The organism is Sporosarcina sp. FSL K6-6792, assembly GCF_038004885.1.
Lineage (GTDB): Bacteria > Bacillota > Bacilli > Bacillales_A > Planococcaceae > Sporosarcina > Sporosarcina psychrophila.
This window is the reverse complement of the sequence record NZ_JBBOSA010000001.1, coordinates 688,256-708,259: the sequence shown is the minus strand read 5'-3', so window position 1 is coordinate 708,259 and position 20,004 is coordinate 688,256. Positions and strand designations below refer to the sequence as shown.

At 39.7% G+C, this 20,004-nt stretch carries 27 protein-coding genes; 20 read left to right on the top strand and 7 right to left on the bottom strand.

What is annotated here, in order from left to right; genetic code table 11:
• Window positions 1-11: 11 nt before the first annotated feature.
• The 6 genes from MKZ26_RS03575 (at window position 12) to MKZ26_RS03550 (ending at window position 5,156) form a co-directional block, all read left to right on the top strand.
• Complete coding sequence (locus MKZ26_RS03575) at window positions 12-1,142, top strand: conserved virulence factor C family protein (protein WP_340764461.1); 1,131 nt, start codon at window positions 12-14, stop codon at window positions 1,140-1,142.
• Between the two features lie 179 nt (window positions 1,143-1,321).
• Window positions 1,322-1,747, top strand: coding sequence for a hypothetical protein (locus tag MKZ26_RS03570; RefSeq protein ID WP_340764459.1), 426 nt, complete (start codon window positions 1,322-1,324; stop codon window positions 1,745-1,747).
• A 161-nt stretch (window positions 1,748-1,908) separates the two neighbouring features.
• Window positions 1,909-3,108 (top strand): Bcr/CflA family multidrug efflux MFS transporter, encoded by a 1,200-nt coding sequence (locus MKZ26_RS03565; RefSeq protein ID WP_340764457.1) that lies wholly within the window; start codon window positions 1,909-1,911, stop codon window positions 3,106-3,108.
• A gap of 125 nt (window positions 3,109-3,233) precedes the next feature.
• Window positions 3,234-3,674 carry a hypothetical protein gene (locus MKZ26_RS03560; protein WP_338652414.1) on the top strand — a complete coding sequence of 147 codons (441 nt, stop codon included), beginning with the start codon at window positions 3,234-3,236 and terminating at the stop codon, window positions 3,672-3,674.
• Between the two features lie 317 nt (window positions 3,675-3,991).
• Complete coding sequence (locus tag MKZ26_RS03555; protein ID WP_340764456.1) at window positions 3,992-4,801, top strand: N-acetylmuramoyl-L-alanine amidase family protein; 810 nt, start codon at window positions 3,992-3,994, stop codon at window positions 4,799-4,801.
• Between the two features lie 145 nt (window positions 4,802-4,946).
• On the top strand, window positions 4,947-5,156 hold the full coding sequence (locus tag MKZ26_RS03550; protein WP_338652411.1) for a DNA-binding protein: 210 nt from the start codon (window positions 4,947-4,949) through the stop codon (window positions 5,154-5,156).
• Window positions 5,157-5,238: 82 nt separating this feature from the next.
• Here MKZ26_RS03550 and MKZ26_RS03545 read toward each other — a convergent pair whose 3' ends face one another.
• Together MKZ26_RS03545 and MKZ26_RS03540 are read right to left on the bottom strand one after the other, a co-directional pair.
• Window positions 5,239-5,913 carry a hypothetical protein gene (locus tag MKZ26_RS03545; RefSeq protein ID WP_340764455.1) on the bottom strand — a complete coding sequence of 225 codons (675 nt, stop codon included), beginning with the start codon at window positions 5,911-5,913 and terminating at the stop codon, window positions 5,239-5,241.
• 46 nt (window positions 5,914-5,959) lie between these two features.
• Window positions 5,960-6,499 carry a hypothetical protein gene (locus MKZ26_RS03540; RefSeq protein WP_340764454.1) on the bottom strand — a complete coding sequence of 180 codons (540 nt, stop codon included), beginning with the start codon at window positions 6,497-6,499 and terminating at the stop codon, window positions 5,960-5,962.
• A gap of 237 nt (window positions 6,500-6,736) precedes the next feature.
• On the opposite strand from MKZ26_RS03540, the gene MKZ26_RS03535 reads away from it, so the two are divergent.
• The 3 genes from MKZ26_RS03535 (at window position 6,737) to MKZ26_RS03525 (ending at window position 8,817) form a co-directional block, all read left to right on the top strand.
• Entirely contained in the window at window positions 6,737-7,171 is a 435-nt protein-coding gene (locus MKZ26_RS03535) for a BrxA/BrxB family bacilliredoxin (RefSeq protein WP_340764452.1), read from the top strand.
• Window positions 7,171-7,950, top strand: a complete 780-nt coding sequence (locus tag MKZ26_RS03530; protein WP_340764451.1) for a class I SAM-dependent methyltransferase — start codon at window positions 7,171-7,173, stop codon at window positions 7,948-7,950. The genes MKZ26_RS03535 and MKZ26_RS03530 overlap by 1 nt, the downstream gene beginning before the upstream one ends.
• A gap of 267 nt (window positions 7,951-8,217) precedes the next feature.
• Window positions 8,218-8,817: a YpjP family protein gene (locus MKZ26_RS03525; protein ID WP_340764450.1), complete on the top strand. Its 600-nt coding sequence runs from the start codon at window positions 8,218-8,220 to the stop codon at window positions 8,815-8,817.
• A 154-nt stretch (window positions 8,818-8,971) separates the two neighbouring features.
• Here the strand turns inward: MKZ26_RS03525 and MKZ26_RS03520 are convergent, their stop codons facing one another.
• The 5 genes from MKZ26_RS03520 to MKZ26_RS03500 all read right to left on the bottom strand — a co-directional run bounded on the left by MKZ26_RS03520 (window position 8,972) and on the right by MKZ26_RS03500 (window position 12,002).
• A complete protein-coding gene (locus MKZ26_RS03520; RefSeq protein ID WP_340764447.1) occupies window positions 8,972-10,150 on the bottom strand; it encodes a tyrosine-type recombinase/integrase in 1,179 nt (392 codons plus the stop codon).
• 131 nt (window positions 10,151-10,281) lie between these two features.
• A complete protein-coding gene (locus tag MKZ26_RS03515) occupies window positions 10,282-10,764 on the bottom strand; it encodes a hypothetical protein (RefSeq protein ID WP_340764446.1) in 483 nt (160 codons plus the stop codon).
• Between the two features lie 106 nt (window positions 10,765-10,870).
• Entirely contained in the window at window positions 10,871-11,071 is a 201-nt protein-coding gene (locus MKZ26_RS03510) for a hypothetical protein (RefSeq protein ID WP_340764444.1), read from the bottom strand.
• A 19-nt stretch (window positions 11,072-11,090) separates the two neighbouring features.
• Entirely contained in the window at window positions 11,091-11,528 is a 438-nt protein-coding gene (locus MKZ26_RS03505; RefSeq protein ID WP_340764443.1) for an ImmA/IrrE family metallo-endopeptidase, read from the bottom strand.
• Between the two features lie 24 nt (window positions 11,529-11,552).
• Window positions 11,553-12,002, bottom strand: a complete 450-nt coding sequence (locus MKZ26_RS03500) for a helix-turn-helix domain-containing protein (protein ID WP_340764440.1) — start codon at window positions 12,000-12,002, stop codon at window positions 11,553-11,555.
• Between the two features lie 167 nt (window positions 12,003-12,169).
• Here MKZ26_RS03500 and MKZ26_RS03495 point away from each other — a divergent pair, with 167 nt between their 5' ends.
• The 11 genes from MKZ26_RS03495 to MKZ26_RS03445 all read left to right on the top strand — a co-directional run bounded on the left by MKZ26_RS03495 (window position 12,170) and on the right by MKZ26_RS03445 (window position 19,981).
• A complete protein-coding gene (locus tag MKZ26_RS03495) occupies window positions 12,170-12,409 on the top strand; it encodes a helix-turn-helix domain-containing protein (protein ID WP_340764438.1) in 240 nt (79 codons plus the stop codon).
• Between the two features lie 144 nt (window positions 12,410-12,553).
• Window positions 12,554-12,853, top strand: coding sequence for a hypothetical protein (locus tag MKZ26_RS03490; protein ID WP_340764436.1), 300 nt, complete (start codon window positions 12,554-12,556; stop codon window positions 12,851-12,853).
• 29 nt (window positions 12,854-12,882) lie between these two features.
• A complete protein-coding gene (locus MKZ26_RS03485) occupies window positions 12,883-13,590 on the top strand; it encodes a Rha family transcriptional regulator (protein WP_340764435.1) in 708 nt (235 codons plus the stop codon).
• Window positions 13,591-13,761: 171 nt separating this feature from the next.
• Window positions 13,762-14,025, top strand: coding sequence for a helix-turn-helix domain-containing protein (locus MKZ26_RS03480; RefSeq protein ID WP_340764433.1), 264 nt, complete (start codon window positions 13,762-13,764; stop codon window positions 14,023-14,025).
• Window positions 14,026-14,038: 13 nt separating this feature from the next.
• Complete coding sequence (locus MKZ26_RS03475; RefSeq protein WP_340764431.1) at window positions 14,039-14,161, top strand: hypothetical protein; 123 nt, start codon at window positions 14,039-14,041, stop codon at window positions 14,159-14,161.
• A gap of 146 nt (window positions 14,162-14,307) precedes the next feature.
• Window positions 14,308-14,433 carry a hypothetical protein gene (locus MKZ26_RS03470; RefSeq protein ID WP_340764430.1) on the top strand — a complete coding sequence of 42 codons (126 nt, stop codon included), beginning with the start codon at window positions 14,308-14,310 and terminating at the stop codon, window positions 14,431-14,433.
• Window positions 14,430-14,723, top strand: a complete 294-nt coding sequence (locus MKZ26_RS03465) for a hypothetical protein (protein WP_340764428.1) — start codon at window positions 14,430-14,432, stop codon at window positions 14,721-14,723. The genes MKZ26_RS03470 and MKZ26_RS03465 overlap by 4 nt, the downstream gene beginning before the upstream one ends.
• Window positions 14,724-14,738: 15 nt before the next feature.
• Entirely contained in the window at window positions 14,739-14,924 is a 186-nt protein-coding gene (locus tag MKZ26_RS03460; RefSeq protein WP_067210131.1) for a hypothetical protein, read from the top strand.
• 101 nt (window positions 14,925-15,025) lie between these two features.
• A complete protein-coding gene (locus MKZ26_RS03455) occupies window positions 15,026-16,033 on the top strand; it encodes a hypothetical protein (RefSeq protein ID WP_340764426.1) in 1,008 nt (335 codons plus the stop codon).
• The gene (locus tag MKZ26_RS03450) at window positions 16,033-18,189 is read left to right on the top strand and encodes a hypothetical protein (RefSeq protein WP_340764424.1); all 2,157 of its coding nucleotides are present in this window, start codon (window positions 16,033-16,035) and stop codon (window positions 18,187-18,189) included. Before MKZ26_RS03455 ends, MKZ26_RS03450 begins: the two co-directional genes overlap by 1 nt.
• Window positions 18,170-19,981, top strand: coding sequence for an ATP-dependent helicase (locus MKZ26_RS03445; protein WP_340764423.1), 1,812 nt, complete (start codon window positions 18,170-18,172; stop codon window positions 19,979-19,981). The genes MKZ26_RS03450 and MKZ26_RS03445 overlap by 20 nt, the downstream gene beginning before the upstream one ends.
• Window positions 19,982-20,004 lie beyond the last annotated feature (23 nt).

Here is a 20,004-nt window from a genome sequence, read left to right as displayed (position 1 = left end):
GGCAAATACAAATGAAAATCGTAACAATCGAACCAACACCAAGTCCCAATTCCATGAAAATCGTGCTCGACACAGAGTTACCAAAAGGGACGAGTCATAATTATAAAAAAAGTGATGCAGAAACAGCATCCTATCCAGCTTCAGCATTATTGAACATTCATGGCGTAAAAGGAATCTATCATGTCATGAACTTCATGGCGGTCGAGCGAATTGGTAATGTCGCATGGGAATCAATTCTTGCAGACGTTCAGGCTGTTTTCAATGAAGAGAAAAGTGATCAGACTGAATCTATGGAAGAGATTGACGACAACTACGGAGAAGTATACGTACACGTTCAGACCTACAAAGATATTCCCCTTCAAGTGAAAGTATTCGATAGCGAATCTGAGGAACGTTTTGGACTAAGTGAACGTTTTGTGCAAGCTATGGAAAAGGTTCATGGACGTGAAGTGGAAAACTATATATTATTGCGTAAATGGGCAGATTACGGAATCCGTTACGGAGAAAAAGCTGAAATTGGTGAAACGGTGATCCAAGAAATAGAGGCGGCGTATCCAGAAGAACGTTTGCTAGCGATTATCCGTATGGCAAATGAAGGACAAAGTGAAAATATCCAGCGCGGAAGAAAAATTTCACTGGAGGAGTTCTCAGTGGATCAATGGGAGACTAGATTCCAACTGCTGGATCAAATCCCTGACCCCGACATGTCGGATGCACCACTTCTCGAACGAGCACTGGACGATGAAAAGATGTCAATCAGACGCCTTGCAACGGTCTATCTTGGTATGATTGAAGACGACGCTGTCATTCCATATGTAGAAAAAGCGCTTAAAGATAAAAGTTGGGCAGTGCGTCGAACGGCTGGAGACTGCATGAGCGACCTTGGATTTGAAGGGTTCGAACAGGCGGCAATCGAAACATTGAATGATAAAAACAAACTGGTTCGTTGGCGTGCGGCTATGTTTTTATATGATACAGGAACTGACAAGGCGTTGCCTGCTTTGAAAGAGGCTGAAAATGATCTAGAGTTTGAAGTGAAACTCCAAATTCGGATGGCCATAGCACGAATTGCTGAAGGTGAAGATGCTAAAGGTTCTGTTTGGAAGCAAATGACAGAGGCGCGTACGGCTTCAAAAGAGTAATGTAACGACTACATTTATCAATATGTAAAACGTTAGTGGATGTGAAAAATTACATTCTGCTAACGTTTTTTCTAAAGAACAAAAACGCTGGAGTCTAGACATGAAATCTCCATGTTGCAGCTTATCCACGGAATGAGATTTTATAGTTTCCTAATCTATTGAAAATGGGAGGAAGACATATGAAACTGTTGAAGATCCTTCTCCTCATCGTATTAATTATCGGTGGAGCTGGGTATGGAATCTATTATGTTGGAACTAATATTGCATCCGACAAAGTAATGAACGTTGTAACTGCTGAATTAGAAAATAGCGGACAGTTAAACGAAATTAAACAAATGGTAGCAAATGACCCTGAATTAATGCGTTTCATTGAAGAAGGTTCAAATGTTGAAAGTAGTAATCTTCCTTTCACAACAAAAGAGCAGGCAACAAGGGTATTAATCAAAAAAATTGGATTTAGTGAACTCCAAGCTATTCAATCCAACGCCCAAAAGGGAATGTCGAATGAGGAAATACAAGAGTTGTTAAAAGATATTGAAGGAAAGTTAACGGATGAAGAAATTCTAGCATTAAAGGTTATCGCTTATAAAGAATTCCTTAAATAATGCTGATTTCATTGATAAAGTAGGGGGGATGGTTTGAAACTAAATCATCCTTCTTTAATGTATGGCATTTTGGTGATATAGTAGGATACTTGTGATTCTTCTTTAGAGATTTCATCACATACATAGGAAGTTTTTAAATTATAGAAAGGTCGTTAGTAATCATGGGACCACTTAAAGGTAATAAACGAATACGATTTGCATTACTTCTCGGAACACTAGCAGCGATGGGTCCGTTAACAATCGATATGTATCTACCCTCATTCCCGACAATCGTAAGTGCTTTTGGCACTACGGCTACCTATGTACAGGTAAGCCTAACCGCCTGCCTACTAGGTATCGGGTTAGGTCAACTTATTCTCGGCCCAATGAGTGATGTCCATGGACGGAAAAAGCCGTTACTTATTGCACTTATTGTCTATTTTGTCGCTTCAGTTTTATGTGTATTTTCCCCGAATATCGGGTTCTTCATTGCAGCACGTTTCTTGCAAGGCTTTGCTGCTGCTGCGGGTATCGTCATTTCAAGGGCTGTCGTCAGAGATTTATATAGCGGACGAGAATTGACGAAGTTTTTCGCTTTACTCATGCTAATTAATAACTTGGCGCCAATCCTCGCACCAGTTCTTGGAGGAGGCATCCTTGCGTTTACAGAGTGGACTGGTGTATTTGCGGTTTTAAGCGCAATCGGCTTTTTACTATTTGTCATTGTTCTATGGAGAATGGATGAAACATTGCCAGAAGAAATGCGCGTACCAAGTAATCTATCTCATACATTAAAAAACTTTCTGTCTCTGTTAAAAAACAGACAGTTCATGGGGTATGCACTTGCACAAGGTTTCATCATGGCCGGCATTTTTGCATATGTCGCTGGGACACCGTTTGTTTATCAAAATATATACGGAGTCTCACCACAGACATTCAGCATATTATTCGGTATGAACGGATTTGGACTAATCATCGGGACCCAGGTAGTAGGACGCTTAACGGGTTTGGTCTCAGAAAAACGATTTTTAGAATCGGGTTTATTCATCTCTATCACTTCAGGTACATTGCTATTGATAGCCGTGTTAATGAATGGTCCACTTTTCACAATCGTTGTGCCTATCTTCTTTTTCGTCGCTTCGATTGGTGTTATTTCGACATCATCCTTTTCACTCGCAATGGAAAAGCAAGGGCATATTGCGGGTAGTGCATCCGCATTACTTGGTTTACTGCCATTCATTTTAGGCGCAATTACGGCACCACTTGTCGGAATAGCAGGGGAAGAAACCGCAATTCCGATGGGAGCCATTATCTTCGCTTCAAGTTTAATTGCAGTCCTCGCGTATTTCGGACTTTCAAGAGAAAAAGTCGAACAAAACTAACAGAGTTAAAAGCAGCCACTTACTCATTTGAGTAGGTGGCTGCTTTTTATTGTCTGATAATGTAGACACTGTCTTTCGTGACCTGAATATAATGACTATATCGGCTAAATAGAGGAGAGAAGGCAGTGAAAGAAGTCATCATCGCGTTAGTCAGTTCTTCAATTACAATCATCATCACAAGTTTTTTTAACTATCATTTCCAACTAATGAAAGAGATTCGAAACGAAGCGGTTAAATATAAAACAGAAATCTTGAAAAATGTTTACACACCTGTACTAAAGTTACTAGTAGCGGCAATTGTGCCAGGCGACGGATATGACGGGATTACAAAAGAGTCTTTTTTTGAAATTGAAGAGGTTATTAAAAGAAACTATGAGCTAGTTGATCCTGATTTAGATTCGATTATTTGGTCCATTAAAAAGGAAATCAGATGGGGACACTACGAAGACAGTTTAAAGTTATTTGATAAAAATAAGCGTTTATTGCACCACGTCGAACTGAATTTCAATTTTTATAGGAAACAATTAGGATTGCCGTTTAACAAAACTAAACTCAAAAAGTCTTGAGAATCAACTAAATATATTTGTTGAAATAAAGAAGTCTAGTTCCGGTACAAGGGGATATCGCGGGTCTTAGGGCTCCGGCTACTTTTTGAAAAGCGCCTTCGCTTTGTTTATATAATTATTCATTTGTTCAATATAATTGAGACATCTGAAAACGTTAAGTTTTGGCATGTCCTCTACATATTTGTTTAAAATCGGACAAGTGCCGCCATTCAAAAATGCTTTGTGAATAGTATAGATAGAAAAGTATCTTTGGATTGCTGTGGCAATTTAAAAAAACAAATACTTTTTAATAGGGCACAAAAAGGAGGTGTCACAAAATGGTTAAAATCGTAATCGATGCTGGGCACGGATTCAATACACCAGGTAAACGTTCACCGGATGACGAACGGGAGTGGTCGTTTAACAATAAAGTAGCCAAATACGCTATTGCTAAACTAAAGACATACAAAAATGTGGAAATTCTACGTGTGGATGATCCGACCGGTCAGACAGATGTTCCGCTTGCTAAACGCACAACTCTAGCGAACGAATGGCAAGCCGATGTATATGCTTCTATCCATCATAATACCCTAACGGATAAGTGGGGCAGCCATAGCGGTATTGAAACATATACAATGGACAACCCAACAGCGAATCCAAAATCAAAGGAAATTGCTGGTGCTATTCATCCTAGGATTGTTATGGCCATGGGGTTGAGTGATCGTGGTATGAAGCGTGCCAACTTTCACGTTCTTCGGGAATCTTCTATGCCAGCATTCTTAAGTGAGGGAGGCTTTATGGATTCAACAGTTGACATACTAAAGTTACGGGATGATCACTATTTGCAAGCCCAAGGTGAGGCAATCGCAGAAGGATTGGCTATATACTTTAAATTGCAACTGCTAACTGCTTCCGTAGGGAATCAGATACTTTCACCAAAGGAAGGAACAAATAAGTTGTATACACCATCATCGCAATCACTTATCAATTCGACAAGCGCCGTTTTAAAACGACTTGAAAAGATGCCTGATGGCCCGTTATCAGCAACTTGGCATGAAAAGTTATTGAAGGGAACATTGACGGACTCGGATGCAATTGGGCTCTTGTATGTAGCGATTGAGCGTGGCCTTTTGGTAGATGGTAAGTAAGTGCGTGTCATTTATTTTGAGGAGTGTGAAATAAGAACCATCAGCTGCAATAGCGATTATGGTGAGTTTGAAATAGCATAAAGAGCGAGCTTAGAAAATAATAGCTGTTACTATTTCATCTTCATCGAATAAGGGGGAAATTATTGTGCCGCACAACGATAATGCCATCGAAAGGGATTTGCCAAACGGATTATCAAAACCGGCAACACGAGCGCTTTCAGGTACCGGTTACTTGCGGCATGAACAGTTCGCTAAACCTCAGGGAAGCTATTTACATGGTACGGGTCCAAAAGCCATGGATCTTATCAGTGATACTCTTGCCACCAAAGGGCTGTCGTTCGCCAAGGGTTCTTGAAAGATCCTAATTTTATGGTGTAAAACGAAACAAGCCATCTTTTCCTAATAAGGGAAGATGGTTTGTTTTAATTTTCATCAGATTACTCCGAGGGGAAAAAGGTGTACAACCCTATATCACGTATCCATAAATTTGCATTGCCACCATCAATATCAGCCACCCATAAATCACCTTTAGCAGAAACGAAATCGCTTTTTCGTAACCAAGTTATTTTATCGATTGAAGGTAAATATTCGGGCTTATAATCACCTTTATTTTTTGGTGGTGTCGTTATTTTTAGTTGTTTTTGACCAGCTAGCGTTAAAAAGTATAAGGAAGCTTTAGGGCGTTTCTCAGCGTCATTTGACCACTCACTTTCCTTTACCCTTGAAACAATAAGCGAACTATCATTAACCCATGAAAAATCCATCTCCGCATAGTTTTTTTGCGTTAGGTTTATAGAATGATAAGTGGGAATTTCCGTTACCTTTAGATTTTTATTTTTAAAACCAAAAACAATTCTTCCGCCGCCGGCAATATAACCGAGTAAGTTTTCGCTATATGCCCATTTTGGAGTGAATGCCCAGATAACTTCATCTAATACTTCAAATTCTTTTCCGTCTACAGAAATCACACATAGTATATCACTGTCCATTGCCCATGAAGCTGTTGGAGTCACAAAGAAGGATATCCATTGTTTATCTGAAGAATAAGCAAATGATTCCGCGTTTATCGAAGGAACTTTCACGTCGTCTTTCACTACTTCTTTTGGAATCACGAAGAATTCTGTCGCGTTTTTCGTTAAATTTCCGATGTTTTGATAATCATTCGCTATAGAAATCGTATACAGGACAGGATTGGTCCATCCATCCATCCGGCCGAAGAGAAGCACTAGAGGAGGCAATAAAACCCTTCCCATCAGGCTGCCATTCGTAATCGTTTACTCCTAAAGCAATAGTATAGAATTTTTTAAAATCCGATACATTCAATACGCCACCATCACTAAAAGCAACAATATTTTCAGTTGGAGACCATTTTGGATATCGTCCATCATAAAAGATTTTACTGTGCTTTTTTGTTTTCATATCATATACCCACAATTGATTTGAGGTCTGTTTATGTTCATTTACTAATACCTCGACTTCTTTTTGATAAAGAAGCAAGTTCCCATCGAAAGACCATAGTGGAGGATAAGGGTATGTTGCTTTTTCGACAGTCAGTACTTCTTCTTTATCATCAATTTTCACCCACAAATAGCCATCCCTAATAAACGCTACTTTTACATTTGAAGTATTTGTTTCCGAATAAATATTGGATGGAAAAATCAAGCATAAAATAACAAGGATATGAAATAACTTTGCCATAAAATCACCTCTTACGACGTATGTTCTCCCGAAAATGAATAATTAGGTATGTAAAATAATGTTTAGTTTTTGGGGTAGAATTTTCATTACAATCCTCAAACTAATCGAAAAGTTGAAATTAAGTTAGCTATATAGTCGCTATTTAGTGAAAAAATACGTAGGACAAGGTAATATGAAAGATGGAAAAACCATTAACAACAAGCACTATTTAAATAGATTGAAAGGGGATTATTAAATATGAACGCTTACGATGATTATATGAAGGGCATCGTTAAACCGATGCGTGAAGAACTTGCACAAAATGGATTTACGGAACTGACGACGGCTGAGGCTGTTGAAGAAACAATGAAGACACTTGAGGGGACAGCGCTTGTCGTTATCAACTCGGTTTGTGGATGTGCTGCAGGTCTTGCGCGTCCGGCGGTGAGAGAAGCATTACAGGAAGCTGAACATAAACCAAATCACTTATTCACAGTATTTGCAGGACAAGATAAAGAAGCGACAGCTATGATGCGGGATTATTTCCCAGAAGTACCGCCTAGCTCACCTTCTATCGCGCTTTGGAAAGATGGGGCACTTGCGTACTTTATTCCAAGGGAACAAATTGAGAATTTTGAGATGGGGCAAATTAAAGACCATCTATCGGAAGTACTCGATCAAGTTTGTAAATAATGAGTACAGTCATCACGACCGCTGGCAGGCCTGATGATCAATCGCTACAGCTAGCACTAGAAGCGTCTGAAACTCTAGGCTATCCTATTGTCGAACGTAAAAAGCAAGCGGTTTCCCGAATACAAAACACGCACAGTTCGGATGTTATTGTAGCGGGAAAAAACCGCTATGATTTGTATCGTATTGGAATGGATGAACCATTTTTCTTTCATCCCAATTCTGCTGCGTTCAGATTGAAAAGGTTATTGAATGGGGAAATGGACCCGTTAATTGAGATAGCTCAATTACAAGAAGATGATTTGTTTCTCGATTGTACACTTGGGCTTGGCTCCGACAGTATCATTGCTTCTTTCGTTACAGGTGAAGGCGGCAAAGTGTTGGGCGTCGAAGCAGACCCAGCTGTCGCGTTCATAACCAGACGAGGACTGCGCTCGTTCCCATCTGAGTCGGAGCAACTAGTTCAGGCCATGACTCGAATTGAGGTCGTCCAGTCGGAAGCGATTGAGTTTTTGAGCCATCAAGCTGATTCATCGTGGGATATTGTCTATATGGATCCGATGTTTCATGCACCTATTACGGAATCGTCTAATTTTACGCCGCTGCGTCAAGCTGGGGTACATAGTGTGCTGACAGATGACTGGATCAAGCAAGCACTTCGTGTATGTAAACGACGTGTTGTTGTGAAAGACCGGTTTGATTCACCTGTATTCGAGCAATTCAATATGCAGCGAAAAATCAGACCGAATACGAAGTTTCATTTCGCTTTTATCGAAAAATGAAAAACGCCGTCCTCCTCAAAATAGAGGGTGACGGCGTTTATTGATATTAGTGGGTGAAATTCAATGAGCTTAGATACACAAGCAATGCCAGCATTCCGATACCGATAAACAGATTCACATCCATCAGTGATACCCTCCTTCAAAAAAACATACAATTATCTTCATTTTTATTGTACAATGAAAATAAGAAAGAAGAAACCTTTTCAATACTTTTTCGTCAAATAAACTATTGTAAACAAAAATAAAAACAATTGCAGGTGAGATGTTATGAAAAAGTGGTTACAAAAAACGCTCATTGTTGCCGTAGCATTATTGACATTCGGTGCGATTTCACCGAATCATGAAATTTGGACAAACTTGCAAGACAAAGATGTTTCGAAGCACGCAGTAGGACCATCACGAAGTAATGATTATTCGATTGGATTAGAAGACTCGTTAGTCGATGATAGTTTAGAAGATAATTCGGATTCAATAGAAGATTTATTTATCACGTCTGCGAAGAAGCTATCATACATGAAATTTGGAACAAAAGTCGGCCCGGTAATCGCCGATGAGTTTGACAGTGTTATTTTCCCGGAAATTGAGGAAGCCATCCAATCGACACTTGCAAGTTCAGGAGACGTACATAAACGCCGACTTGCTATCAGTGAAAAACCTGCCGGAGACTACTCAGAGAAAATTTTCAATGTATATGACCTAGAAGACAGAAAAGATCTTATCCGTTTCCACGTACGTACTGAAAAAAGGCCAAAAGACGGCTACTACTACAATTTCCACTATCATATTGCCGCTGATGAATTTACAGCTCATTATTCAATCGGTGATATCTATTGGGCAAAAGACACACCACCGAAATGGTTATCCTAAAAATGTTGAAACACTCGTCTAAAAAATGAGTGTTTTTTCTTTTGTAAACATTGATATATCAACGTTTGTAGAGTTTCAGCGATACACATCCATCAAGTGATTTTGTTCATGATAAATGAGCAAAAAACCACGTACCCCAAATTGTACCCCAATTTCACTCTTTATCTTTTTCAAAAGAATTCAAAGTGACGATTTCATCCATTAAATTAGATGCTTGAATTTCATCTTTTTCAAACGAGTGAGCGTATGTTTTATAAATCGTTTCGGGGGTATCTCCTACGAGCGCAGCAACAGTAGAAATTGGTATGTTATTTGATAACTGGATCGTAACGAATGTATGCCTAAAATAATGGGGTGTGAAGTGGGTAATTTTTTCTTTTTCGCATATCAAGTCGATTACACGCTTCATGTACCGTTCTCCGAGGGGTTCTCCTGCGTAAGTGATGAATACATAGCCAAGAGGGTTCCGGAACTGGTAAGACGCCATAGACTGCTCATGCCACTCTTTGTATGCGAGTAAAAGATTATTAATATTTTCACTCATGGGAAACTCTCGGTAACTATTTTTGGTTTTTGGACTCCTCGCTCCGAAGCGATCCCTAGTTTCGCGAATGGTGATTATTTTACTTTCGAAGTCTATGTCGTTCTCCCATTGTAAAGCTCTTAGTTCACCAACGCGCATTCCAGTTAAAAATAATAAACTTAACGCAGTGTAATGAGTGATCTTATATCGGGTTCGCGCAACCTCTAATATTTTCGTTACTTGATTTACAGTCAGCGCATTCCGTTTAACTCCTTCGGTTGCACCTTTTAAATTTGGGGTAGAAAACCTTTTTCTATCTAATATTTCATTTTTAATTGCGAACATAAAAATAGCGTTCAGACGTCTGTAAATCGATATAAGCGTGCCTTCCTTAAGTCCTCTTTTTATCAACGGATCTATCAAATCTTTTTGTAAGACAATATTATTTACGTTTTTAATCTTACGGCGGCCAATAGCATCCAGCACATACTTTTCCATTGTGTACGTGTGACCTCTTTCTGTAGTTGGCTTCCAGTTCGTAACACTCGCATCGATGTAGATTTCATTTAATTGATGAACGGTTAAATTATCGTTTTCAACAAAACTCATATTACCATCTAATATGGTAGCTTTAACCTCAATCAATGAACGCTCAGCCTTTTCGATTGAATCAAACCCTTGTTTACTCTTTTCGCGTCGCACATCGTGTTGATCGTAATATTTATATCGATAAGCGAACTTTTTGGCATTCCCTTGCTTGTACCAATAAACACTATCTATCTTGGTCTTAGTCATTTTTACACGAGCCATAAAATACCCCTTTCGAATGTATGTTTGGTTTTATGATTAAAAGAAAAGCCCTTAGTAGGGCGGTTGTGTGTGTATTTTTTCTGGACTACCTATGAAAAGAAAGCCTTCATTTTTATTGGCATTCCCATGATTCACGTCATCTTTGTTATGAGTGAAGATAATTCTTGTTCAAACCTTTCGACGAGCTCTTCGTTTTCGTAAGTGTAATCATCGTCATATTTATGCATTACTTCAATGAACTTTTTGTACCGATTGATTTTACCTCTGCCTGTTTTTAATTCATTCGCTTTAGCAAGCATATCATTGTAGGCTTTACCCAGACAGTTATTTATCAGTACGGGCTTCTCGCCTAAGAAGACGTCGAACAACTCTTTAGATGTCGGCTTTCCGCTATGGAAACCTATTTGTTCAAGTTGCTCTAATGTATATGATTTTCTAGCCCCTAATTCCAATCGATTGATAACAGTTTCTAAATTTTTGGAGTTAGAAACCAAGTACAGGCAATCATTTATTATTTCAATAAGACCAGGGATTTGGTTTACGTCATAGGCAGTCCTCATACTCTCTAAAGATCTTTCTGGTGTGATTGGAAGATTGACTTTAAATGTTGCCAATTGTTCTGTAGATCTAGTTTGATTATCTTGTTTTATATTAACAGTTCTTGGCGTGTTGCTTACATTCGCGGTCTCATTACTCCTCTTTACACTTCTAATGCATTTGTTAGCGATAAAAGCTAAAAGCAAAGAAATTGATAAGGGAAAGATAGCCGCGAATCTGGACTGAGTGTCTTCTACCAAAATTATTAGAATAATAGATACCATCAAAAGAAACACTGTCAAAAGTAAACAAATGATAGCGGAAAGTATTTTCAAAAAGTTTGGTACCTTTTTTGGAAGCCTCATATTTTTCACCTTCTTCCACGGACGGTCTCCTTATTAACTCAACGAATATTCCGTAAATTTTTCAGGTGCGTAACCTCTTCGGGTACACCGTATATATTGGCAATTTCACAAAGTGTTAGGTTCTCATCTTTATGTTCGTAAATCGTGTAGTCGGGAAGTAGCAATTCGACCGCGAAGGTGTTCGCTTCGATTTCAATTCTTTCTATAGAGAAGAACGTATTCTTCTTTAAAAATGGTGTATTGGCGTCTGGATGCAGGATTGCATGTCCCAATTCATGCGCGCATACAAATCTACTCAAAGTTTCATTGATATCCTCATTAATATGAATAAATTTTATTCTTTTATAAGAATTGTAATAACCGAGAGCGCTACCTAAACGTTCATGGATAACCACAATCCCTTTTTGCTTAGCGATTTCAAAAGGATTATTAGTAGCGTATTTTTCGATGTGTCTAACAACTTCTTTTTTAGGCAACCAACTTCACCCCTAATCGGTTATTTAATCCCTATACTTTATAGGGGTGAATTTTTGTTTGGCTATCCGTTTAGCTAAGCGCAAAGAGTTTTCTAGTGACGCTTTTAGAAGCTCTTTATCTTCCTCATCCATATCATCCATCGAATGACCATCATACGCGGCGTATCCATCTTTAGATTCAAGGTTATTTATCATTTTTTCTAAATCGACAGTTATGTCTAGTTCATCTTTAGCTGTAAGTTCGGGAAGCTTTGAATTCCAGTCTAACTTTGAATTTTCCATTTTTCCTAATAAATATTCGGTAGAACAATTAAGTGCGTCAGCCAGTCTAGACACATCATTAGAACTGAGGTCGGAATAACCCCTTTCCCAATTCGAGATTACTTGGGGAGAAACATTTACCAGTTTAGCTAGTTCGATTTGCGTAAACCTGTTTTCTTTTCTTTTTACTTTTATTCGTGATCCAATCTCCATAATTGTCTCCTTTTTCGTATTCTATTTATCCAAGAATACTAATAACTAACGATAAAAGATATAAAACTAACGGTATATGAGAATTATCTAAATTAAACAGTTAACATTAACGGAATACGTTAGTATAGTGTTGATTAACGGATAACGTTAGTTATGGAGGTGGTTAGATGATACACGAAAATTTAAAGAAAATTCGTCTCGCGAAGGGCATGACTCAGTTGCATTTGGCGAAGAAGTTAGGTATCAGCAATATGGCATATAGTCGCATGGAAAGTGGCAAGACCAAAATTGATGCCGAAATATTAAAAGTCTTATCAAAAGTATTAGACGTTAAAGTTGAAGTTTTTTTTACTAACGAACTAACGGAATCCGTTATTATTGAGCTGGCGATTGAAGAAGTCGTTTAAAAATATGTACCTCACACCCAGCAATCAAAGTTCGAACGAGCGGAGTACGCCAAGATCCTTCAATAGATGGGGAGCGACAGCGTTAGCCAACGCCAAGACTTCGAACTTTGATTGGTGGGTGTGATGGAAAAAGGGGGCGATGATATGTCAACAGAAAGTGCGGTGATTCAAACACTCTTCGAGATGTCAGGCATAACACCCGAAAAAGTAAATCGGCAACTTGACGAAATAGTCAATGCAGCGGCGCAACCGATAATTCTTTTCTGGGACATTAACGACATCATACGAGCGACTACTTTCGGTCGTAAAACTTTGGAAGACCACATTTTAAATGATCCACGCATACGACGCTATGAGCGTCAACGTGAAAAAGGTGGGAAGCGTATCTGGCTAAGAAATCCTACGGCGAAGGCTTTAGAAGAAATCATTATGAATGAATGGTGAAACGAATCTTCTATATAGGAGGGAACTGGATGAATGATTTAAAAGTAGTCTCTATTAACGGTCAACTAGTTACAGATAGTCGGGAAGTCGCGAGGATGGTAGACCGCGAGCATAACGCATTAATGAAGAGTATTAGGAGTTATGTTGAATATTTAGGTCAGGGCGGTTTCGCCCACACCGAGTTCTTCGTTGAATCCGAATACGAAGATATGCAAATGAAGAAAAGACCTAGCTTCCTAATCACTAAAAAAGGTTGCGACATGGTTGCCAATAAAATGACTGGTGAAAAAGGTGTTCTATTTACAGCAGCATATGTCACTAGATTTGAAGATATGGAAAGACAACTAACCCAACCGAGTAATACAAAACTTCTACTACAATCAGCGCTTGAACAAGAAGAACGCTTAGAAGTAGTCGAAACAGACGTGAAGTATTTGAAGGATCACATGCGGATCAATGGACCACAAGAGCAGCGTATCGGCGCAAATGCTCGTGGCAAGGTAATGCAATGTCTGGGTGGCACCGAATCGGCAGCATACAAGGAGATTGGTAGAAAGGCATTTCAGCAATTTTGGAGAGATTTCAAAAAATACTTTGAGATTCCCAGATACGGAGAGTTACCGAAAGTGAGATTTGAAGAATCATTGCAATTTATTCAAGAATGGTCGCCGGACACAGCTTTGAGGTTAGAGATTAAAAAGCTAAATGGCCAGCAACATTTGAGGTTGGCTGAATAAAACGAAGAGGGGCGGGCAAGCCCCTTGTCATGTTGCGAGGTTGCAAGGAGGGGTCATCCAAGCAATGGTGGTGAGTTCCTTCATTAACTATATTACTAGGTTTGAAATAAAAAACTGTTCAAGATTTGAACTTGTTCTAAAACAGAACATTAAACGGGAGGAAAGTTTGTCATGGATTTTGGAACAGTACTTAGAAAAGCGCGTATCGGAGCGGGATTAAGCCAAGAAGAAATGGCTCCACAAATGTTTATGCCAAGGAGCACGATTTCCAAATTGGAGAACGACAAGATGGAGTTAAAAGCATCTGATCTAATCCGGTGGTTTCAAGTGACGCAGGTTCCGGAAGCGGCAGTAGCGTTAATATGTGGCGTGGATGTAGTGGCAGTTACTCAATTGATTACGACACTGCTCGGAGGATTCATTCACTTTATTTAACAGGAGGTTCTACATGAAAAGCAAGATGCAAAAACTTCACGAAAAGCTAATAGCAAAAGGCGTTAAAGTCCAACTGATTAATAATTTTAGGCACAAAAAAACGACTGACACTGGAATGTCAATCGGCGGAATTTGAAACTATCTCTTAACAACATTATAGCACAGATACGGAGCCTTGGCTCCTATCAAAAAGCGTCGGGGGTACGGCAAATAATTCCTCCTCTTAGCTTCCGGCGCTTCTTGATGGGATTCAACCATCTATTAATGGAAAGGAGAATCGGAATGCTGACATTAGCTGAAAAAGGTCAAATTGTACTCTACTTTGCACCAGTTCTTGCATTTGTACTCGGGACTATGTGGCAGTATGCGACATGGCAACTAGAACAAGGGGAGGGTGAAGAAGAATGAAAGCAAAAGTAAAGCAAGCGATTTTCAGCTTGAATGACGAATTAGACATGTTTCCGGAAACAATCATGATCACGGTGCAACGCAAGGACTTAGAAACAGTAGTTAACCATCTACATCACAGTGGCGAAGAGTGGAGCAATCAATCAGCGTTTGGCTACGCGATTGCGGCGGCTGAATCAATCGGAATGAGCGCAGAGGACATTCAACGACTCGTCGGTGCTATGGCTTCGGAATGTGATTGGAAGACACTCGATAGAGCTGCTGATGTTTATCGTAAATCTGACTACTGAAAGGGGTGAATGTAAATGAAGCAAAAATCATGGGAGTGGGAAATCAGACTGGTGACAGAGTCGGATCCATACATCATCCACACGAACAAAGACAGCGCCTTGGTTGCGATGAAACAGTTCGAAGAAACATGGGGAAGTGGCCTGAGTGTTTATACACTTCGCAAGACTGCTGAAATTATTCGGTACGAAGAAGCAAAATAAAAAACCCGCTGTTAGAGCAGCGAGTCAAATGTGGTCCCTGTGAAATTCTATTACTCACATTGTACATAGGGACCGCAAAAAACACAAGGGAGGCAACAATCATGTCAAACGAATTACAGGTAAACCAGCAAGCATACGAACAAGCATTACAAACGATTGCTAACTTAAGAAAACAACAAGCAGCGGACTTAGGTGATGGAAAAGTATTCGTAAAAAAAGTAAACGGTGGTCAAATTCAAAGTGTAAAAGGGACGATTACCCTGAATGAAAAGAACGGTGAAATTGCAACAATCCAAGGTAAGACAATGACAACAGCCAAAGGGTTTAACACGTTGAATCAGATTGCCGGATTGTCGATTATCACTCCAGATAAGTTAACTTTGCCGGATGGTCAAATCGTTGTTAATCCATATCCGATGATTGATCCGGAATCGGGAACAATTGCGAAGGTTTGGGTCAAAAAAATAGCGATTGGTTACAGCCCGATTGGCAACCTAGTTATAACAAGCGCCACACTCCTTTACGACATCAAGATGTATTTCATTCAAGACTTATCCAAAAAGGTTGGATACAGCAGAGAAGCCGGCAGAGTATGCATGGAACAAATGCTAACGGAAGACGAAAAAACAAACAGCATCTTCTTGAAAATTGACGGTTTCCTTGGAATAGCTGCAAACATCCAACACAAAGACGTATTAAAAGCGATAGATACCTTCATTAATAAAAAACAGTTCGCTGAACGAAATGCACAATCTATCTGTGAGCGTTTGGTAATGAGTAAGCACCCAGCACTTGCTAGTGCGGCGTACGTTACGAAGCAAGGCGAGATTGCGAGAGTTCCAGTTGTCGGCTATGTGCACGACTTTAACCGTGAAGAACTACTTGATATTGCTGATAAGGCTGAACGCGGTGAAGAGATTGAGGTTGGCAATCAGAAAGTAGAGATTATCGAGGCGGTTGTTGAAGCGACAGCAGAAGATATCGCCACCGATACAGATGACGAGGAAGTCGCTCAAACTTATGGACCCGAAAATCCCTTAGTTTCAGAATTTGTAGAACGAACAGAACCATCGGCTAACCTATTCAACCAAGAAGGAGGTCGATTCTAATGATTACAGAAATTCAGATGGAAAATATCAAGGGGCAAAGCACAACTCAGTCCCTTACCGGTAAGAACATCTTCATTGGTCGTAATGGATCCGGTAAAACAACTCGAATTCAAGCGCTAGGACTTGCGATGCAAGGGTCCATACCAGGTCGAGGGAAAACAACGGCTGAAACAATCAAATTCGCCACAGATGAAAGTATGACGGTTGGACTTAAAACAACTGACTTTGAATTTACCCGTAATTTTACAAGAGACGAAAAATCGAACGGGAAAACCGGTGAAACGAAGATCAGCATTAAGGAGACTCTCAATGTCTCTCCTGGTAAAGGAGAACGTACGGCAACGGAAAAGAAAGCACGAATACAAGATGAAATAGGGAATTTCCCTGTAGCGCTTGATTTCAACGAATTTCTTTCTTTATCTGATGCAAAGCGTAGGGATTTCATTTACTCCTTGTCTCCAATAGATAGCGACTCTTGGGATAAAGAGAAATTGTCTGACTATCTACAAGGAAGAATGCTTACAACTGAATTAGAAAAAAACAACAAAGAGCAATTTGAAATTACGAAACAACTCATTGGAGATGCGCTTGCTGAGTACCGTGACAAGCAAGATATACATGATGGATTGATTTCGATGATTGATTGGGTGGCGAAAGAATCAACATTCTGGAAACGTAAACAGGCAGACTCACAGGGCACAGTGCGACAAATGGCAGACATGAAAAATGAGTTAGCTGAAACAGATCGTAATATCGCTGAAACGAAAAAAGAATTAGAAGAACTTCAACATAACCTGATTGAAATCGAGAAAAAAGTTGCGGCTGATACCGAAAAGAAACGAACAATCGATAACCGATTGAATCGTATCGATGAATTGAAAGCGGAAATAAAACTTGTAAATGAAACGGAAATCGATACAGATACCACAGTACTGGATAAGGACCTTGCAGGATTAATTGCTTCAATGCCTTTGCCGTTTGACTTGGAAAGCAAATTGTTACCGTTCGATAAAGAGATTTTTAAACTAACTGAACTAGCGAATGAGCAACGACAAGCCTTACACAAAGTACAAGAAGAAATGATGAATGTTCGGGCAAATGTTCAAACGCTTGATGGTACTTTGAAAAAAGTCGGAGAATTAGCAGGAGTTTGTGTCATTAGTCAAATGATTTCTTGTAATAAAGATTTCACTGGATTCGATGATTACGTTGCCGAAAAGAAAGCACAAGCTGAACAGGCGTTAATGGAATTGACAGTTCAACATGATGAATTAAAAAAGCGTGCAGGGGCATTAGGGGTCCTCATAACCTTACAAGAAGATGGTAAAAAAGAAGTATTCTCGGCAGCGCAAGAAATCCAAGCTAAACGTGAAGCGTTATCTCAACAGATGAAAGTGAAAGAATCGGAATTACAAAAAAAGGAATCCCTAAAAGAACGTAAAGAAGGAAAGTTATCATTACTGGAAACGGAGTTACAGAAATTGGTACACGAAAAAACTGAACCAATTGGCGATATTAGCATCATGGAAAAACAAGCAATCGGCACAAGAGCAAGAATTGAAGAATTAAAAGTGCAGGTTGATGAAAAGGATAAATCAAAACAGACACTCGTTCTAATGAATGAAAACGTATTACAAAACCATGAAGCAGAGTATAAATCAAATGCGTTGAAAGTACTTAATGAATCACTTGGCGCTAAGGGCGTACAGGGTGAATTGGTAAAAGAAATATTAGAGCCCATTCGTTCACAGATTGAAGAGAATTTAAAATTAATGGAATTTGAACAAGTGCCTTACTTCCAAACTGAAAGTGATACAGGAAAAGAATTATTTGAATTCGGTTGGGTGAACGAGCATGGTCACGAAGTGAATTTTGACGCCCTTTCTACCGGACAACAGACAGTATTCTTGGCAGCTATGATGATGACAATTATCGATAGAGCACAACCAAAATTACGGATCCTCGTCATGGACAACTTAAATCACTTGGACAAGCAAAACTTTCAGCTACTCATAAACGGGTTGGACAAACTATCCGACAAAGTAGACAACATCATTTTGGCGGGAGCATTAGAGTACACCTTTACTGCTGACGGTTGGCAAGTGGATGACTTATCAGCAATGGGGGTCGGTCAAGATGCAAGCAAAATTGCTTGAAGAATTGAACGCCAAGCAACACCAAGCTGTTATTTCTACAAGCGAAACAATCCTGTGTCTTGCAGGAGCCGGTAGCGGTAAAACAACTGTACTAACTACAAGAATTGCTCACCTCTTTGACAATCGTGTAGGGACTAGCGATATGCTAGCCCTCACATTTACTCGGCTAGCGGGCAAGGAAATGAAAGAACGCGTCATACGGCTTATCGGAGAACGCGAAGGAAAGAAATTGTTTTGCAATACCTTCCATGCATTCGCAGTCCACGTCCTGAAAGATTGGGGCCATTTAATCGGTATCGATAAGAATTTCACGATTTACGATCAAGAAGACCGTAAATCCGTCTTAGAAGCGGTTATCAAAGAGTTAGGTAGCAAAGCGACAATTACTAAAATAACTAAAGCGTACGAAGATAACGACGGAAGCGATTACGAGATCACGAGAATTCTTAAAGAATATAAATATCGGTTGCGCCAAAACAATGCGCTTGATCTGGATAAATTAATTTCGGTTGTCAATGAACTTTGGAGCAAATATCCAGAAGCGCTTAATTACTACAAGCAAATGTACTCACATGTGTTTGTAGATGAGTTCCAGGACAGCAGTGATGACCAAATGGACATGTTCCGACTACTATCACCTAAAAACCTATTCGTTGTAGGAGACGACTTCCAAGCGATCTACGGATGGCGCGGCGCAAAGGTGGAATACATTCTCGATTTCCCAAATGAATATCCAAATTGCGAAGTTGTGAAACTTGAAGACAATTATCGTTCAACAAAAGAAATCGTAGCAGCGGCAAATAATCTAATCTCGCACAATATGAATCAATCTGAGAAAACGTTGATTGCTCATAAAGAAGGTCCACGAGTCACCGTTTCAACAACTGGAGACGAACGGATGGAATACGAACAAGTGCTAGACAAAATCAGGAATTTATACGAGTCAGGTACACCATACAAGGGTATTGCGGTGCTTTCTAGAACGAACATGCAACTTAAAAGGATGCAGGAGCAATTAGAACAAAACGGCATCCCAAATATCGCTCTTGGGCGCAATGACATCATGAGAAATAGGGATATGCTCTTTATCGTTTCTTGGTTGCAAGTCATTGTAAATAACAAGGATGGCAGAGCGTTCAATCGCGCATTGAGTTATCCAGAACCTTTCTTAAGTGAAAGGGAACAACAGGTTTTGCGTCTGGAAGCTTTAAAGCAAGACAAATCGGAGTTGGCCATGTTCCAACAGATGGATTTCAGACAGTCGAAACGATTCTTTGAGTTAGGTTCGAAGATTTCTGCACAATATTCAGAAGGTGCCAGCGTAGCGGATCTAATTCTCTACACGGCAGAAGTGCTTGGAGTTATTCAAGACTACAAAGAAAAAGGTCTTGAAAACAGAATTGAAGCCCTAGAAAACGGCACAAAGTACATTGAAGCGTGGCAAAAAACAAAGGAAACATTAGGTGAAGATAACAGCCTTTCCGCATTCTTGAGATGGCTTAAATACCGTGATATTCAAGAAAAATTAATCGATGAAAAAGATGCAGTTAAACTGATGACGATGCACGGGAGTAAGGGGCTTGAATTCGACGTCGTTTTCCTAGTTGGGTTAGTAGAGGGCACATTCCCTTCCAAACGCGGTGACATCGAAGAGGAAAGGCGTCTAGCTTATGTCGGGGTTACGAGAGCGAAAAAGCAGTTGTTCCTATCTCACTCTTTAATGAAGCAAGAGTGGAATGGTTCGATGGTAGAGGTAGAGAAAAGCAGGTTTTTGGATGAGATAAAGGGCTAATTCATCAGGAAATTAACGAAAGG

What these genes read in the sequence shown, in the direction of transcription:
- MKZ26_RS03445 (WP_340764423.1), top strand. Translation starts at nt 18,170, where the DNA reads ATGCAAGCAAAATTGCTTGAAGAATTGAACGCCAAGCAACACCAAGCT.
- MKZ26_RS03480 (WP_340764433.1), top strand. Translation starts at nt 13,762, where the DNA reads ATGGATTTTGGAACAGTACTTAGAAAAGCGCGTATCGGAGCGGGATTA.
- MKZ26_RS03470 (WP_340764430.1), top strand. Translation starts at nt 14,308, where the DNA reads ATGCTGACATTAGCTGAAAAAGGTCAAATTGTACTCTACTTTGCACCA.
- MKZ26_RS03535 (WP_340764452.1), top strand. Translation starts at nt 6,737, where the DNA reads ATGAACGCTTACGATGATTATATGAAGGGCATCGTTAAACCGATGCGT.
- MKZ26_RS03500 (WP_340764440.1), bottom strand. Translation starts at nt 12,002, where the DNA reads ATGGAGATTGGATCACGAATAAAAGTAAAAAGAAAAGAAAACAGGTTT.
- MKZ26_RS03455 (WP_340764426.1), top strand. Translation starts at nt 15,026, where the DNA reads ATGTCAAACGAATTACAGGTAAACCAGCAAGCATACGAACAAGCATTA.
- MKZ26_RS03495 (WP_340764438.1), top strand. Translation starts at nt 12,170, where the DNA reads ATGATACACGAAAATTTAAAGAAAATTCGTCTCGCGAAGGGCATGACT.
- MKZ26_RS03575 (WP_340764461.1), top strand. Translation starts at nt 12, where the DNA reads ATGAAAATCGTAACAATCGAACCAACACCAAGTCCCAATTCCATGAAA.
- MKZ26_RS03530 (WP_340764451.1), top strand. Translation starts at nt 7,171, where the DNA reads ATGAGTACAGTCATCACGACCGCTGGCAGGCCTGATGATCAATCGCTA.
- MKZ26_RS03485 (WP_340764435.1), top strand. Translation starts at nt 12,883, where the DNA reads ATGAATGATTTAAAAGTAGTCTCTATTAACGGTCAACTAGTTACAGAT.
- MKZ26_RS03565 (WP_340764457.1), top strand. Translation starts at nt 1,909, where the DNA reads ATGGGACCACTTAAAGGTAATAAACGAATACGATTTGCATTACTTCTC.
- MKZ26_RS03460 (WP_067210131.1), top strand. Translation starts at nt 14,739, where the DNA reads ATGAAGCAAAAATCATGGGAGTGGGAAATCAGACTGGTGACAGAGTCG.
- MKZ26_RS03465 (WP_340764428.1), top strand. Translation starts at nt 14,430, where the DNA reads ATGAAAGCAAAAGTAAAGCAAGCGATTTTCAGCTTGAATGACGAATTA.
- MKZ26_RS03475 (WP_340764431.1), top strand. Translation starts at nt 14,039, where the DNA reads ATGAAAAGCAAGATGCAAAAACTTCACGAAAAGCTAATAGCAAAAGGC.
- MKZ26_RS03525 (WP_340764450.1), top strand. Translation starts at nt 8,218, where the DNA reads ATGAAAAAGTGGTTACAAAAAACGCTCATTGTTGCCGTAGCATTATTG.
- MKZ26_RS03555 (WP_340764456.1), top strand. Translation starts at nt 3,992, where the DNA reads ATGGTTAAAATCGTAATCGATGCTGGGCACGGATTCAATACACCAGGT.
- MKZ26_RS03570 (WP_340764459.1), top strand. Translation starts at nt 1,322, where the DNA reads ATGAAACTGTTGAAGATCCTTCTCCTCATCGTATTAATTATCGGTGGA.
- MKZ26_RS03540 (WP_340764454.1), bottom strand. Translation starts at nt 6,499, where the DNA reads ATGGCAAAGTTATTTCATATCCTTGTTATTTTATGCTTGATTTTTCCA.
- MKZ26_RS03450 (WP_340764424.1), top strand. Translation starts at nt 16,033, where the DNA reads ATGATTACAGAAATTCAGATGGAAAATATCAAGGGGCAAAGCACAACT.
- MKZ26_RS03520 (WP_340764447.1), bottom strand. Translation starts at nt 10,150, where the DNA reads ATGGCTCGTGTAAAAATGACTAAGACCAAGATAGATAGTGTTTATTGG.
- MKZ26_RS03490 (WP_340764436.1), top strand. Translation starts at nt 12,554, where the DNA reads ATGTCAACAGAAAGTGCGGTGATTCAAACACTCTTCGAGATGTCAGGC.